This window comes from Ligilactobacillus sp. JN-6 (Y).1 (assembly GCF_058111525.1).
On sequence record NZ_CM176599.1, the window covers coordinates 1363163 to 1376644 of the forward strand.

Here is a 13482-nt window from a genome sequence, read left to right on the forward strand (position 1 = left end):
GTAATTATTGCCCAGACCAATTAATTATAGACGAGGAGCGAAATAAATGTCACAAAAGATCGAAGAATTTGCAGCTGATCTGGCTTCAGCAACACCGACTCCAGGTGGAGGTTCTACGGCAGCTTTAGTAGGGGCTTTAAGTAGTGCTTTGGGGGAAATGGTAGGCCATATTCGGCAGGATAAACTTGACGAACCGCGTTTGACTGAATTAATAGCAGAGATGACCGTCAGTCGGACCAAAATGATCTCATTGATCCAAGAGGACGAAAATGCCTTTCAAACTTTTACGCAGGCTTTAAAACTCCCCAAAGAAACTGAGGAACAAAAAGATAAACGGGCAGCTGAGATGCTGCACGGTCTCATTGTTGCAGCTCAGCCACCATTAAAGATCGCGCAAACAGCAACTAAGATCTTACAACAACTTGATGAAATGAAGAGCTTCTCTTCCAAGTCTTTATTAAGTGATATCGGTAGTGGGACTGCCTTAGCTGAGGCAGCACTTAAAGCTTCTGTTTTAAATGTTTATGAAAACACTAGGATGATGAAAGATAAGGACCAGGCTGCTAGTTTGAACAAAATGACGGATGAAACTTTAGCTGAGGGGCTAAAGTTAAGTGAAAATTTGTATCCAGCTATGCAAAAAGCAGCTCGGGGTGAAAGTGCGTGAGCAAACTACTAAAGGGCAAACCGGTAGCAAACGATATCTTGCAACGGACCCAAAAGATAGTTGATTCGTTATTAGCCGTTCCACAGGTGACATTGGTCAGGGTGGGAGATGACCCAGCAGCTAAGGGTTACCAGAGAAGTGCAACTAAGGTTTTGCAACAAGCGAAAATAAAAGTTGAACCAGTAGTGCTTGATGATCAGCTAACTTTTAATGAGCTTAAAAGTCAAATAACGCGTTTGAATGAAAATACTCAAGTTGATGCTGTCTTATTGCTGGAGCCATTACCTGCAAATTTGCCTTTGAATGCTGTTCAAGATCTACTTGACCCAAAAAAAGATATAGATGGCATGACACGGACTAATCTGGGGCTGACTTTGTCTCCAAGGGCTAACGACCTAGTTCCATTGACAGCAGCAGCGGTGATGGAATTACTGAAGTTTTACGGAATTAAACTGCAAGGGACAAAAGTGGCTTTAGTCGGTGCTAGTCTGACTGTTGGACGGCCGTTGGCAAATTTGTTGTTAGCGCAAAATGCGACATTGATCATCTGTGACAAATATACTCAGGATCTTTCACAATTTACTGCTCAGTCTAAGATCGTGATCACAGCTGTAGGACAACCGGATTTGTTAACAGCTGAAATGGTCAACGAAAATGCAATAATTGTGGACGTTGGTACTAACTATGATGAATATGATCAACTTGTAGGTGATGCAGATTTTACGTCGCTTGCAAATAAAGTTCAGGCGATCACACCTGTCCCTGGTGGTGTTGGCGCGATCACGACTGCATTGTTGGCTTATCGAACGGCACAGATCGCCGCTGCTAATAAACAATAAAGAAAACTCTCGTAAAGTAGTGCAAATTAATTGCCATACTTTACGGGAGTTTTTAGTTTTTAGAAAAAATTCTATTAACGTGTAAGCACGATCTTACCGATACTGTGTCCTTCTTCGATCAGTGCATGTGCTTCCTTCAATTTATCTGCATTTATTCCTTGGAGTGTTTGGTACAATGTACTGCGCAACAGACCACTATCAAATAACTTGGCTGCCTGAGTTAAGATCTCATGTTGACTGTTCATATCGTATGTATGGTAAAAAGCTTTAGTAAACATCCATTCCCATGCGAAAGTCACACGTTTACGTTTCAGAACTGCCAAATCTAATGGCTTTGAATTACTGGTAATGGAGCACATTTTGCCATTAGGGCCGATCAATTCGACCATTTCGTCCCAGTGATTATCTAAGTTATTTAATTCAAAGACATAATCGACGTTCTCGTGACCTAACTGATGGACTTCATCTACTAAGTTTTTATGGTGATCGGCTACTTGATCGGCACCATGTTGCAATGCCCACTGTTTAGTTTCTTGACGAGATGCAGTAGCGATCACATGAAGACCAGCGTAATGTGCCAATTGGGTCGCGATCGAGCCAACACCTCCGGCACCGTTAATGATCAAGATAGTTTTGTCCGCATTAGCAGCATTGTTATCTGGGTTGATACCTAACTGTTCAAATAATGCTTCCCAGGCAGTCAAGGTCGTTAGCGGCATAGCTGCAGCATGAGCATCATCCAGTTTAGTTGGAGCAAGCGCTATGAGCCTTTCATCGACAAGTTCATAATCACTATAGCTTCCAGGACGGCTAAATGAACCGGCATAAAACACTCTGTCACCATTGTTGAATAATGTGACCTCTGAGCCAGTCTCAACGACAGTACCAACGGCATCAAAACCAAGTATTCGTGGCGTTTCGCTTTTACCACTACCATTTTTTCGCGTAGCAATATCGACCGGATTCACAGCGATTGCAGAAATTTTGACTAAAATGTCGTGTCCTTCAGCAACTGGACGATCAAGAGTAAGGTCGATAAGACTTTGCGAGTCATCAAGTGGCAAATGTTCATAAAAACCAACAGCATTCATTTTTTCAGACATGATAACATCTCCTTTTAACAAAGAGCGAAGTGTGGCGCTTAGAAGGTGAGCACTAGCAGATCTCTCCACAATATTGCGTTTTGGGCAATGTGATGGAGAAATTAACTAGGCGGAACCTTATGCCACACGAAACCCGACTACAAACACAGGGCGAAAGCAAGCGGGAAGAGCCCGATAGACGAAACTTCTTGCTTGCTGGAGCTCGACTACAAACACAGAGCGAAGAAACTCGGGAGACAACGAGCATTATCGGACTTAGACCTTATAGTGCGGTCTTGGCACTATGAGATCTGAGTTGATAAGCGGAGTTGTCTGAGTTTCGTAGCTCGACTAAACAAAGGGCGAGCTACGACGTTTAAAGCCCGATAAGGTTCGGGCTTTGCTGTATGGGTCTCACCTATAAAAGTAAATTTTTCCGTTTACTGCAACTCATTAACATGTCCCTTAGTTAATGATTCTCTTAGCTTGAAACGTTGTAATTTGCCGCTACTATTGTGTGGAAAACTTGTGATCAAGTAAAAGTTTTTAGGGACCTTGTAATGAGCCAGACGTTGGCGACCATAATCTATTAGGTCTTGAGCTAATAGGGTTTGTTCGTTTGGTACAATAAAAGCCACAGGTCGTTGTCCCCACTTATCATCGGTAATACCTAAAACAGCGATCTCTTCAACGAAAGGGCATGTAGCATAAGCAGCTTCGACTTCATCCGGAAAAATATTCTCCCCTCCTGAGATTATCATATCATCGCTGCGACCATTTACATACAAAAAACCATCGTCATCTAGTTGGCCAACATCGCCAGTTTTAAACCAACCATCTTCTGTTATTTTGGACGCATATTTTTTCGGTCGGCCAAGATAACCGGGGCTTAGAGCAGGAGTTTTAAGCTGAATCTCTCTTGTATTTGTGTCCAGCCGTAATTGCGTCAAGAAAAGCGGTTTCCCAGAAGAACCAATATGTTTTGCAGCATCGTCAAATGAAAGTGCTACTATCTGTGAACATGTTTCAGTCATTCCATATGACTGAACGACTGGCAAATAAAGCTCTTGGCATTGTTTTAAGGTCACGCGATCGATCGGACCACCTCCTAATAACATGCCGCGAAACTTATTCTGATAGACAGCACCAGTTTTTTGTTTGACAGCCAATAATTTTTTTAACATAAACGGCACGACTGAGATCATTGTGATCGGCTCATTTACTAGTATCTGCTGGATTTTTTGTGCATCGAACTGACTTACTAATCGAACGGTCATTCCATAGATCAAACCGCGCATCATAATTGAAAATCCGCTGATATGAAAGATCGGTACAATACATAACCACTCATCAGCGGGTGTGACACCTAAATTTAAGGCAGAAGCTGTGGCAGAACTAAAATGATTGCCAAATGTTTGAATAACACCTTTTGGGTCTCCGGTTGTGCCTGAAGTGTACATGATACTTGCCGCGTCTTTTGTGTTAAATGTTTGTTGACTGACAGATTCTTTTTCTGTAACTGAATCAAGTTTATCAAAAGATATCGTCCGGCATTTTAACTGGGAAACATCAAGCTTGTCTTCATATAAGCAGATGTCAACTTGACTATCTTCCAGCTGATAATTTAATTCGTGTGATGATAAACGACGATTCAACCAGACGATCGTACAGCCAGCGTTTAATACACCCATTGCTGCCAAATATCCGGCTAATGAATTGTTAGTCAAAATTGCGATCCGCTGATTTTTCAAAGCATCTAAACTGGCTAATTTATTGCTGAGACTATCGGCGTGAGCAGCGAGTTGTGCAAATGTGAGAGTTTCTTTCCCATCTGTGACAGCAGCCTTAGCTGGGGCTAAGGCTGCTTGTTTTTTTATCCAATTATCCATGATCATAACTGATATCGCTTATGGGAACTTAGGATATTTGTCAAAATCAGGTTTACGTTTTTCGTTGAAAGCGTTACGTCCCTCTTTACCTTCATCAGTTTGGTAAAATAACATCGTTGCGTCTCCGCCGAGTTGCTGGATCCCAGCTAATCCATCGGTATCGGCGTTCATTGCAGCCTTGATAAAACGTAGAGCTGTTGGTGATTTTTCAAGGATCTCATTACACCAGTCAAGGGTAACTGATTCAACATCTGCCAAAGGAACAACTTTGTTGATCCAATTCATTTGGTAGGCTTCATCTGCTGAATAAAAGTGATCAAGGAACCAGACTTCTTTAGCACGTTTGTGGCCGATCACGCGAGCAAGGTAACCTGAACCATAGCCGGCGTCGAAACTGCCTACTTTAGGGCCTGTTTGACCAAATTTAGCGTTATCAGCAGCGATAGTTAAATCACAAACCAGTTGCAAAATGTTCCCGCCACCGACAGACCAGCCTTTAACCATTGCGATCACTGGCTTAGGAATGATCCGGATCAGGTGTTGGAGATCCAAAACGTTTAAACGTGCTACTTTGTCTTTACCGACATAACCGCCGTTGCCACGCACACCTTGGTCACCACCGGATGAAAAGGCTAGGTCTCCAGCTCCAGTTAGAATTATTACCCCAATTGTGCTATCATCACGGCAGATAGTAAAAGCATCGATCATTTCTTCAACAGTAGTTGGGGTAAAAGCATTGCGCTTTTCTGGACGATTCATTGTGATTTTTGCAATTTTGTCGGCCCTTTCAAAGATTATTTCTTCATAATCTTTAACATTTTCCCAATTTACAGATGTCATTTAATTCAATCCTTTCGAAAGTTGGTAATTTTTATGTCAGATTTAGTGAATACTCTTGGAATCAAAGTTGTTTCTCTCTCATCTAACGAATCTATTATATCACTTGAGGTCTCTGATGAAATCAAACAGCCTCATGGAATTGTTCATGGTGGGATCAACGCAGTTTTGGCGGAAACAGCGGCTAGTTTAGCTGGAGAACAAAATGTACCAGAAGGGTCAGCTGTAGTTGGTGTTGATCTGACGACACATCATTTGCGGGCAGCCAAAAGGGGGACTTTGATCGCTAAGGCAACCCCTTTACATATTGGGGCCAATATCCAAACGTGGCAAGTGGAAATTCACAATGAAAAACGACTCACAAGTGTGAGCCAGGTAACCTTAAGTCGAGTGGGCGGTAACGGGTATCGTCATGAAAGTTAAATAAATAACACAGAATTAGTAATTTACCTAAAAAACAAAATACCGTCTACACTAAAGTTGGCAGCAACCTAGTGCAGGCGGTATTTTTTACTTATCATCATGTTCTTCATGCCATTTTTGAATATAAGCTAAACGTTTTTTAAAGCGCGTTTCGTTTCCTTGTTCAGTTGGTTCATAGTATTCATGTCCCTTTATTTCAGGTGGGGCGGTTTCCATGGAAGTTAGTTTGTCATTGCTTTTATGAGCATATTGATAGTTTTCGCCATACCCTAGGTCATCCATTAACTTAGTTGGGGCATTCCTGATCTGTAAAGGTACAGGAAGATTTCCAAAAGAACGAACATCTTTTTTTGCGGACAAGCGTGCCTTATATGCTGCGTTTGACTTAGGGGCGAGTGCCAGATAAATAACAGCCTCTGTCAGATGAACATCACATTCTGGCAAACCGATGAACTGACAAGCCTGAAAGACATTTACTGCTACATTTAAAGCATTAGTATCGGCTAGACCGATATCTTCACTGGCGAAACGGACTAACCGGCGAGCAATATAAAGAGGATCTTCACCGCCATCGATCATTCGCGACAACCAGTAAACGGCCGCGTCAACATCGCTGTTGCGCATTGATTTATGCAGGGCAGAAATAATATTATAATGCTCTTCGCCTTTTTTATCATAACGTAATGATTTTTTGCCTAGTAATTGGTGCAATGTCTGCTGGCCGATCGTAACTTCTTTATCTTTTCGTTCGCCATTAAGGACTGCCATTTCGAGCGTATTTAGTGCGTTACGTCCGTCACCATTAGCGAAGGTCGCAATTTCTTGCAGAGTATCGTTTGAAATGTGGATCGTTAGGTCTGGGAAACCTTGAGATGAGTGTAAAGCGTGTTTTAACAAAGCGACCAGTTCGTCTTGCTGTAATTCGTGTAAAACAAAGACTTTGCAACGAGAAAGCAGGGCGGAGTTTAACTCAAATGACGGATTTTCTGTCGTGGCACCGATCAAAATGATGCTGCCTTTTTCGACATAAGGTAAGAAAGCATCTTGTTGTGCCTTATTGAACCGATGGATCTCATCGACAAAAACGATCGTTCTTTCTCCCATTTCCCGGGCATCTTCTGCATCTTTCATGATCGATTTGATTTCTTTGATACTCGTAGTTACTGCACTAAAAGTTAGAAAATGGGCTTGGGTTTGTGCAGCAATTATTCGCGCTAAAGTGGTTTTACCGACTCCTGGCGGCCCCCAAAAGATCATGGACGAAAGCTGGTCGTTATCGATCAGCTCCTGTAAGACTTTGCCGTGACCTAACAGGTGAGTTTGTCCAAAGAACTCAGCTAAATTTTGCGGCCGTACCCGGTAGGCCAGTGGTGTATTGTTACTTTCATCTTGATCAAAAATAGAAGTTTGTTTCAAATGTTCTCCTCCTTTCATTATTAGGGTAACCACTATTTAAACACATTATGTAACGTAATTGCCGAAAAAGCAAACATATGTTTCAAAAGAGACAACAAAAGAGTCTGAAACAAATCACATTCATTTGTTTCAGACTCCTAGGTTACTGCCTGTGTTTCATTAAAATATAAACTCATCTAATTACCTAATTTTCCTTTGAAGTCAACTTAATTTTCCAACGTTTCGGGCGAATACTTTTAAGGTTCAGCCCCGCGATCTCACTCATACATATCATCTTGGAGGTTCACATGTTTCTCCTAAGATATTCACACATTAGGGGGTGCTGAACTTTGTTTTCTGTAAGGAAAGACCACATTTCAGCAACCCTAGTTGAGCAACCATCTTTTGCATTTTTTTCACTGAACTGCAACTGCTCCCTCACCTAGGCTTTGGTCAACACCAGTTTTTGAGATCTCATGACCAGCCTTTTGCGGGTTAACGGACCTAAAACGATTCATGTTGACTTCATCACTTCCGATCGACTAAATTTTCTGTGGTTGAAGCGCATCTCATGTTGGTTCAATCACCCTCTAAAGAAGAAATATTCTGTGTTTGGAACTTTTTTCATGTTGGTTCCGACACCTTCTATCATATCCTCTATTTTGATTAGATCTAGCGGATTTAATACGTTTGAAACTTTAATTATTTTGTTGCTATATTCAATTGTCTAACTCACTAACTGAGTCTTGATCTTTCCTTACACTTACTTTATAACACATCTCCAAGCTTAATGCAACCGTTTTCTCTTGGCAAAATTCACAAATTAGATGGGCTTACTTCCATCTCTTAAATCCTATTGTAGCAATGTTTTGAAGAAAAATAGTAAATTCAAATGCCAATTTGTACATAAAAAGCCTCGTATTCGAATTAAGGAATACGAGACGTATATTATTTAATTACTGAATTTCTATTTTATGAGTTTTACTTTGACCTTCAGTCGTCTTAGGCAAAGTAATTTCTAAAACGCCATCTTCATATTTAGCACCGATCTTCTCATGGTCTACATCAGGAAAATTATATTGACGAGTGAATCTGCCAGAGCTGCGTTCGCTGGAGATCATATTGCCGTCTTTGTCGCTTTGATCACTGAATGATTGACGTTTGGCAGAAACGGTCAATGTGTTGTCTTTGAAGTCGATCGAAATATCTTTCTTGTCAACACCAGGCACATCGATCGCCACGGTATAATCTGTATCAGTTTCTTGCACATCACTACGTAATTCTTTAAAAGAATCACTCATGTTCATAAACGGACGGCCAAAGTTTTTGAAAAATTCATCTCCTGAATCCATCAAATCATTGAAGCGATTAGAAATATCGTTAGCCATAACACCAAAACTTCCTTTCTATAATTGATAATTCGTTACCTACTTTGATGATAGTGTTAGGAATTACCTTCCTTCACTATTAATTTTATACGTTTTTAAAGTAGATGCAAAGAAAAACTACTGGAAAGGTCAAAAAAGGTCAAAATTTTATTGCCGACCGTTAAAGGTCTTTATTTCCTACGTTTAAACCGGGTCCACAAAGAGTTGAAGATCATAAAAACGATCACGATAAACGAAATAATGTAACCGGCAACTCCTAGTTTGAAAATTGCTGGATGCTCAGCGCTGCCTTGAACTAATAATGACGAGCCTAATATCAACGCGGCTAAAATGATCGAGATGACCAGCCTGTCGATTATCTTAGCAAAATTAACAAAAAGAGATTCTTGCCCCTTCAAAGCAATATTGATCTTAGTTTGTCCTGTCGTGAACAAATTGATCAGCTGCTCAATTTTTAACGGGATCTTTGGCACAGATCGCAGTGACTGTGCAAGGTCTAGGGCGCTATCCTCTATTTGGCTTCTCCAGCTGAAGTGGTTGATCAGATATTCTTTGGCAAAGGGACGAACAACATCCATTACTTTCATTTCAGGATCAAGTTCCGCCACAAGCCCTTCTAAAGAAGCAAAAGATTTGACTAAAAGAGTGATTTCCGACTTGGCTTGTAAATTGTTATTTCGACAAAGGCTAATGATCTCAAATAACAAGCTGGGTAAGTCGAGTTGGCCTAAGCCCATTTGTAGATAGGGTTGTAAAAATAATCCCAATTCTTCATAAAATTTTTCTTGGTCTACTTTACCGGTCCGATTACAAATGGAAAGTATCGCCTGACCGATCGACCGTGTATCCTTAGTGTTTAACGCTAAAATAATTTGAATGATCCCGTCGACAATATTGGGCGTTAAGCGGCCCATCATTCCAAAATCAAGATAGGTAATACGATAGTCAGGTAAGTCATCTTGAGCTTTTAAAGTGGTTTTCTTTCCTCTGACCTTACGTTCAAATTGAGTGACGTGGTTTTGATTTTTACTTTCTTGCGGATCAAGTCGCTGAAATAAAATATTGCCCGGATGCGGGTCAGCGTGAAAAAAATTATCTACAAAGACTTGCTTGACAAAGTTTTTAACCAAAACTTGTGCGATTTGTTTACGTTCGGCTTTTTGTTGTTCGGCGTGACGCTCATCTTTACTGTAGGGCTCTTGGATATAATACTTAATACTTTTGCCAGGCATATAACTGGTAACTAGGATCTTTTGTGCTGAGACATCAGCATAAGTCCAAGGAACCGTGATAACACCATCATTATTATTTAATTCATAAAATTCCTGACCGTTTTTGATCTCGATCTCTGTGTTGATCTCTGTAAAAAGAGCATTTTTTATTTCATTAAATATTTCTTCTGGGTCAATTACACCGATCTCTGGGCCGATTTTGGAGATGTTTACTGCTCTCTTAAAGAGTGACATGTCAGTTTCTACTAGGTCTTGAACTTTTGGATGCTGAAATTTGACCACTACAGGAGTTCCATCTTTTAAAAGTGCATGGTGTGTTTGTCCGATCGAGGCAGAAGCAAATGGTTCTTTATCGAATTTGGCAAAAACCGCTTCGATCTCTTTTCCAGTCTGTTCTTTAAAAGTCTTTTCCACTGTAGTATAAGGATCTATTTGAACATTGTCTTGTAGGTGACTGAATTCTTTCGTGTAAGCGGGGGATACCAAGTCTGGACGCGTTGATAAAATTTGGCCGATCTTAATAAAGGTCGGACCAAGCTCCTCAAACCCCAAACGGATCTCAGTCGGATTTGTTTGCCTGACAAAATTTTGGAGCATGTCGTGTTCTCTCATAACATGAACGATCTCAAGTAAGCGTTCGCGCTTCGTTGGTCGCTCTGATTCGTTTTGATCATTTGACATTTTTGTGGTCATAGGAACGCATCCTTTCTAAAAATTACCTCAATGTAATTTTATCATTTTTTGACAAGAAGACCTACAGATCATCTTATAAAAAAATGTGTAGTGACCAGTTATTCTCATATTAAGAAACCTAAAAATTATAAAATACTTACTTTTTTATGTTGTTTACCTGCGAATCATATTGAAAGCTTGCATTTATTATATTACTGAAAAATTAGTTTTTAACAGGGGGGTTTATCTAGAAAAAATAGTTGCAATTCGTGTAAAATGCTGTATAATTTTATAAAAATTATAAAATGGTTAGAAGAAAAGGAGAGTGCGTATGAGTTTTCGAAAAGTGTTTTCTACAGGCGTGGCTGTTGTTGTAGCTGGTTTAGCTTTAACGGCGTGTGGTTCTGGATCGAATTCATCTTCTGGGAAAGACAAACTTGCCGAAAAACAGGTTTTAAACTGGGATGAACCTTCAGAACTTCCAACGATGGATCCTTCTAAGGCTACCGATACTATCAGTTTTGACATGATGAATAATAGTATGGAAGGACTTTATCGGATCGGTAAAAAATCCAAGGTCGAACCGGGGATCGCTAAATCTACCAAAGTTTCAAAAGATGGGCTGACATATACATTCACGTTACGTAAAGATGATAAGTGGTCAAACGGTGATCCGGTAGTAGCTAAAGATTTCGTTTACTCATGGCGGCGGACATTGGATCCAAAAACCGGATCCGAATATGCTTATTTATTTGATGGAATAAAGAATGCTAATGATGTTATGGACGGTAAGAAACCAGGAAGTGCGCTGGGGATAAAAGCTGAAGGAAAACATAAATTAGTGGTTTCTTTAGATAAGGAGATCCCTTACTTCAAGTTATTGATGGGTTTCCCATCATTCTTTCCGCAAAATAAGAATGCAGTGGACAAATATGGTTCTAAATATGGGACGGCTTCTAAGTACATGGTTTATAATGGTCCGTTTAAAATGACTGATTGGACTGGTTCTAATTTAAGCTGGTCATTGGCTAAAAACAGTAATTATTGGGATAAGAAGTCAGTCAAATTGAGCAAGATCAACTTCAAAGTTAATAAAGATACATCAACTGCCTATAATCTCTATCAGTCTAAAAAATTGGACGAAACATTCTTGAGTACTGAACAGGCAAAACAATTGTCAAGCAAACCTGACTATCAAGTCTTGAAGCAGGCAAGGACAAGTTATCTTGAATTTAATCAAACACAAAAAGTTTTCCAAAACAAGAAGATCAGACAGGCTATTTCATACGCTATCGATCGCAAGCAACTCGCAAATAAAGTATTGGGTTCTGGAACAAGAGCCTCACAGGGGATCGTTTCCTTGGGACTTCAATCGTATAAAGGAAAAGACTTTGCTGATGCTGCTAAGACGACTGAAGGTGTAACATATAATAAGAAAAAAGCAAAACAACTTTTAAAAGAAGGCTTGAAAGAAACTGGGCAAGATAAGTTGACCTTTACGTTGTTAGGCGATGATACTGATGTTGTTAAAAAAGTGACAGCCTTTATCCAAAGCCAGTTGGGTGAAAATTTGGGGATCGATGTTAAAGTACAAAACGTACCGTTCAAGACAAGACTGGATCGTGCTAAGACACAACAATTTGATGTCGTAGTTGGTTCATGGGGTGCTGATTTCTCGGATCCGATCAGCTTTATCGATCTATTTACCTCGGATAACTCATATAACGACGGTAAGTGGAAAAACGCAGAATATGATCGCTTAGTCAAGGCATCTAAAACAACGGATGCTGCTGATAAACAGAAACGCTGGGATGACTTAGTCAAAGCATCTAAGATCCTAAGTAAAGATCAAGGTGTAGCACCATTGTATCAATTAAATCAGCCGACTATGGTCAGAGAAAATGTCAAAGGTTTGGTCCAAAACACAGCCGGTGTTGTTAATAATTGGAAAGATACGTATATTGCGCAATAAGATAGTAGGGCATAACGGTCAAGTTGTAGTTAAGCAGATTATTGCAACGTAAGCTCTATTTAAATAAGGGAGAACTCAGAAATGAAGTTTTTGGTTTCTGAATTCTCCTTTTGTATCTTATTCATGAATTTTTATTGGGAAATGAAGATGAAAACAACGAAACTATTTTGTTAGAACTCAGCGTTGAAAGACCTGCTTTGAATTAAATCTTTTTGGCCCCACATTAGTTCTATTTGGGTCCGTTTAATTCTTTTTCGGACCTACATCAGCCCGACGTGAGTCCAATTAAGTTCGTTTTGGCCCCATATCGACTTCACTTGCAACTGATCAGTGTTTTTTGATTTATATCAATTTTGGTACAGGACTAACTTTATAGATCGCTGCGGTAAGTACTTTTTAAATTTTTTCTTCTTATTCGTAATAAATTGGCTTTCTACCGTTAAGAGGCTGTATTTCACGATGGCTATCGGGATAATCATTATGCAGAGCCTCTTTTGAGTCTGGCGAAATGAAATGAGATTCTGTTAAAACTATCCAAGTTATATCTGATTTTAAAGGCGGTGTGGTTAATGAACCGACATAAGTAACATGTGATAAATTGGCGGGCAGCAACAAATTTAAATCTTCACCATGAGCTTGTTCGTTGTAAATAGCAGTCAAGGGCAGTTTTTCAGCGTGTTCTTTATCAACTTGGCATAAGATCGCCAGGACTAAATTAGAGTTGTTTTCACCTTGAAACACTAGATGGATCTCACCGTCAAGTCGCCGTCCGTTTATGGTATGCTCACTTCCGTCATGAAAGTGAAGCCGCTGGAGCTGATATTTTTGTTTTCCGACTACCAATTTTCCAGCGACCAAAAATTGATCTCCATTGGACTGAATTTTTTTAGTTATTCGATCGCCAGGGGTAAAAGCGAAAGTTAGCGGTTGTTGCTTCAAGGGTTTGTTTTCGATTTGAGACAAGTTAATGTCGATGGGTGATTCGAAATTTGAGTAAGATTCCCATAAGTCTTGGGATGCATAGTCTAAGTATTCCATATTATTCCTCTTTTTTATTAAGTTTCTCAGAAAGTCGATACTGAAAAT

The 13482-nt window shown here is 40.0% G+C and carries 11 protein-coding genes; 4 read left to right on the forward strand and 7 right to left on the reverse strand.

Annotated features, from left to right (window positions below):
• Positions 1 to 46 precede the first annotated feature (46 nt).
• Both AC3XNE_RS06310 and AC3XNE_RS06315 read left to right on the forward strand, forming a co-directional pair.
• Positions 47 to 667 (forward strand): cyclodeaminase/cyclohydrolase family protein, encoded by a 621-nt coding sequence (locus AC3XNE_RS06310; RefSeq protein WP_489831265.1) that lies wholly within the window; start codon positions 47 to 49, stop codon positions 665 to 667.
• Positions 664 to 1506: a bifunctional 5,10-methylenetetrahydrofolate dehydrogenase/5,10-methenyltetrahydrofolate cyclohydrolase gene (locus AC3XNE_RS06315; protein ID WP_489831266.1), complete on the forward strand. Its 843-nt coding sequence runs from the start codon at positions 664 to 666 to the stop codon at positions 1504 to 1506. The genes AC3XNE_RS06310 and AC3XNE_RS06315 overlap by 4 nt, the downstream gene beginning before the upstream one ends.
• A 74-nt stretch (positions 1507 to 1580) precedes the next feature.
• On the opposite strand, the gene AC3XNE_RS06320 is transcribed toward AC3XNE_RS06315, so the two are convergent.
• From AC3XNE_RS06320 to menB, 3 genes are all read right to left on the reverse strand, one after another.
• Positions 1581 to 2609, reverse strand: coding sequence for a zinc-binding alcohol dehydrogenase family protein (locus tag AC3XNE_RS06320; RefSeq protein WP_489831267.1), 1029 nt, complete (start codon positions 2607 to 2609; stop codon positions 1581 to 1583).
• Between the two features lie 419 nt (positions 2610 to 3028).
• Entirely contained in the window at positions 3029 to 4477 is a 1449-nt protein-coding gene (locus AC3XNE_RS06325) for an o-succinylbenzoate--CoA ligase (RefSeq protein WP_489831268.1), read from the reverse strand.
• Between the two features lie 18 nt (positions 4478 to 4495).
• On the reverse strand, positions 4496 to 5317 hold the full coding sequence (gene menB / locus AC3XNE_RS06330) for a 1,4-dihydroxy-2-naphthoyl-CoA synthase (RefSeq protein WP_489831269.1): 822 nt from the start codon (positions 5315 to 5317) through the stop codon (positions 4496 to 4498).
• 33 nt (positions 5318 to 5350) lie between these two features.
• Here menB and AC3XNE_RS06335 point away from each other — a divergent pair, with 33 nt between their 5' ends.
• Positions 5351 to 5737 (forward strand): PaaI family thioesterase, encoded by a 387-nt coding sequence (locus tag AC3XNE_RS06335; RefSeq protein ID WP_489831270.1) that lies wholly within the window; start codon positions 5351 to 5353, stop codon positions 5735 to 5737.
• Between the two features lie 87 nt (positions 5738 to 5824).
• Here the strand turns inward: AC3XNE_RS06335 and AC3XNE_RS06340 are convergent, their stop codons facing one another.
• From AC3XNE_RS06340 to AC3XNE_RS06350, 3 genes are all read right to left on the reverse strand, one after another.
• Complete coding sequence (locus AC3XNE_RS06340) at positions 5825 to 7153, reverse strand: replication-associated recombination protein A (protein WP_489831271.1); 1329 nt, start codon at positions 7151 to 7153, stop codon at positions 5825 to 5827.
• Positions 7154 to 8088: 935 nt separating this feature from the next.
• Complete coding sequence (locus AC3XNE_RS06345; protein ID WP_489831272.1) at positions 8089 to 8520, reverse strand: Hsp20/alpha crystallin family protein; 432 nt, start codon at positions 8518 to 8520, stop codon at positions 8089 to 8091.
• Positions 8521 to 8690: 170 nt separating this feature from the next.
• Complete coding sequence (locus AC3XNE_RS06350; RefSeq protein ID WP_489831273.1) at positions 8691 to 10445, reverse strand: AarF/UbiB family protein; 1755 nt, start codon at positions 10443 to 10445, stop codon at positions 8691 to 8693.
• A 310-nt stretch (positions 10446 to 10755) separates the two neighbouring features.
• Here AC3XNE_RS06350 and AC3XNE_RS06355 point away from each other — a divergent pair, with 310 nt between their 5' ends.
• The gene (locus AC3XNE_RS06355; RefSeq protein ID WP_489831274.1) at positions 10756 to 12396 is read left to right on the forward strand and encodes a peptide ABC transporter substrate-binding protein; all 1641 of its coding nucleotides are present in this window, start codon (positions 10756 to 10758) and stop codon (positions 12394 to 12396) included.
• Between the two features lie 411 nt (positions 12397 to 12807).
• Here the strand turns inward: AC3XNE_RS06355 and AC3XNE_RS06360 are convergent, their stop codons facing one another.
• Positions 12808 to 13434, reverse strand: a complete 627-nt coding sequence (locus tag AC3XNE_RS06360; RefSeq protein WP_489831275.1) for a carbonic anhydrase family protein — start codon at positions 13432 to 13434, stop codon at positions 12808 to 12810.
• Positions 13435 to 13482 lie beyond the last annotated feature (48 nt).

Excerpts from the sequence above, each read along its gene's own strand:
- menB (WP_489831269.1), bottom strand. The coding sequence starts at position 5,317 with ATGACATCTGTAAATTGGGAAAATGTTAAAGATTATGAAGAAATAATC.
- AC3XNE_RS06350 (WP_489831273.1), bottom strand. The coding sequence starts at position 10,445 with ATGACCACAAAAATGTCAAATGATCAAAACGAATCAGAGCGACCAACG.
- AC3XNE_RS06335 (WP_489831270.1), top strand. The coding sequence starts at position 5,351 with ATGTCAGATTTAGTGAATACTCTTGGAATCAAAGTTGTTTCTCTCTCA.
- AC3XNE_RS06345 (WP_489831272.1), bottom strand. The coding sequence starts at position 8,520 with ATGGCTAACGATATTTCTAATCGCTTCAATGATTTGATGGATTCAGGA.
- AC3XNE_RS06360 (WP_489831275.1), bottom strand. The coding sequence starts at position 13,434 with ATGGAATACTTAGACTATGCATCCCAAGACTTATGGGAATCTTACTCA.
- AC3XNE_RS06355 (WP_489831274.1), top strand. The coding sequence starts at position 10,756 with ATGAGTTTTCGAAAAGTGTTTTCTACAGGCGTGGCTGTTGTTGTAGCT.
- AC3XNE_RS06320 (WP_489831267.1), bottom strand. The coding sequence starts at position 2,609 with ATGTCTGAAAAAATGAATGCTGTTGGTTTTTATGAACATTTGCCACTT.
- AC3XNE_RS06310 (WP_489831265.1), top strand. The coding sequence starts at position 47 with ATGTCACAAAAGATCGAAGAATTTGCAGCTGATCTGGCTTCAGCAACA.
- AC3XNE_RS06325 (WP_489831268.1), bottom strand. The coding sequence starts at position 4,477 with ATGGATAATTGGATAAAAAAACAAGCAGCCTTAGCCCCAGCTAAGGCT.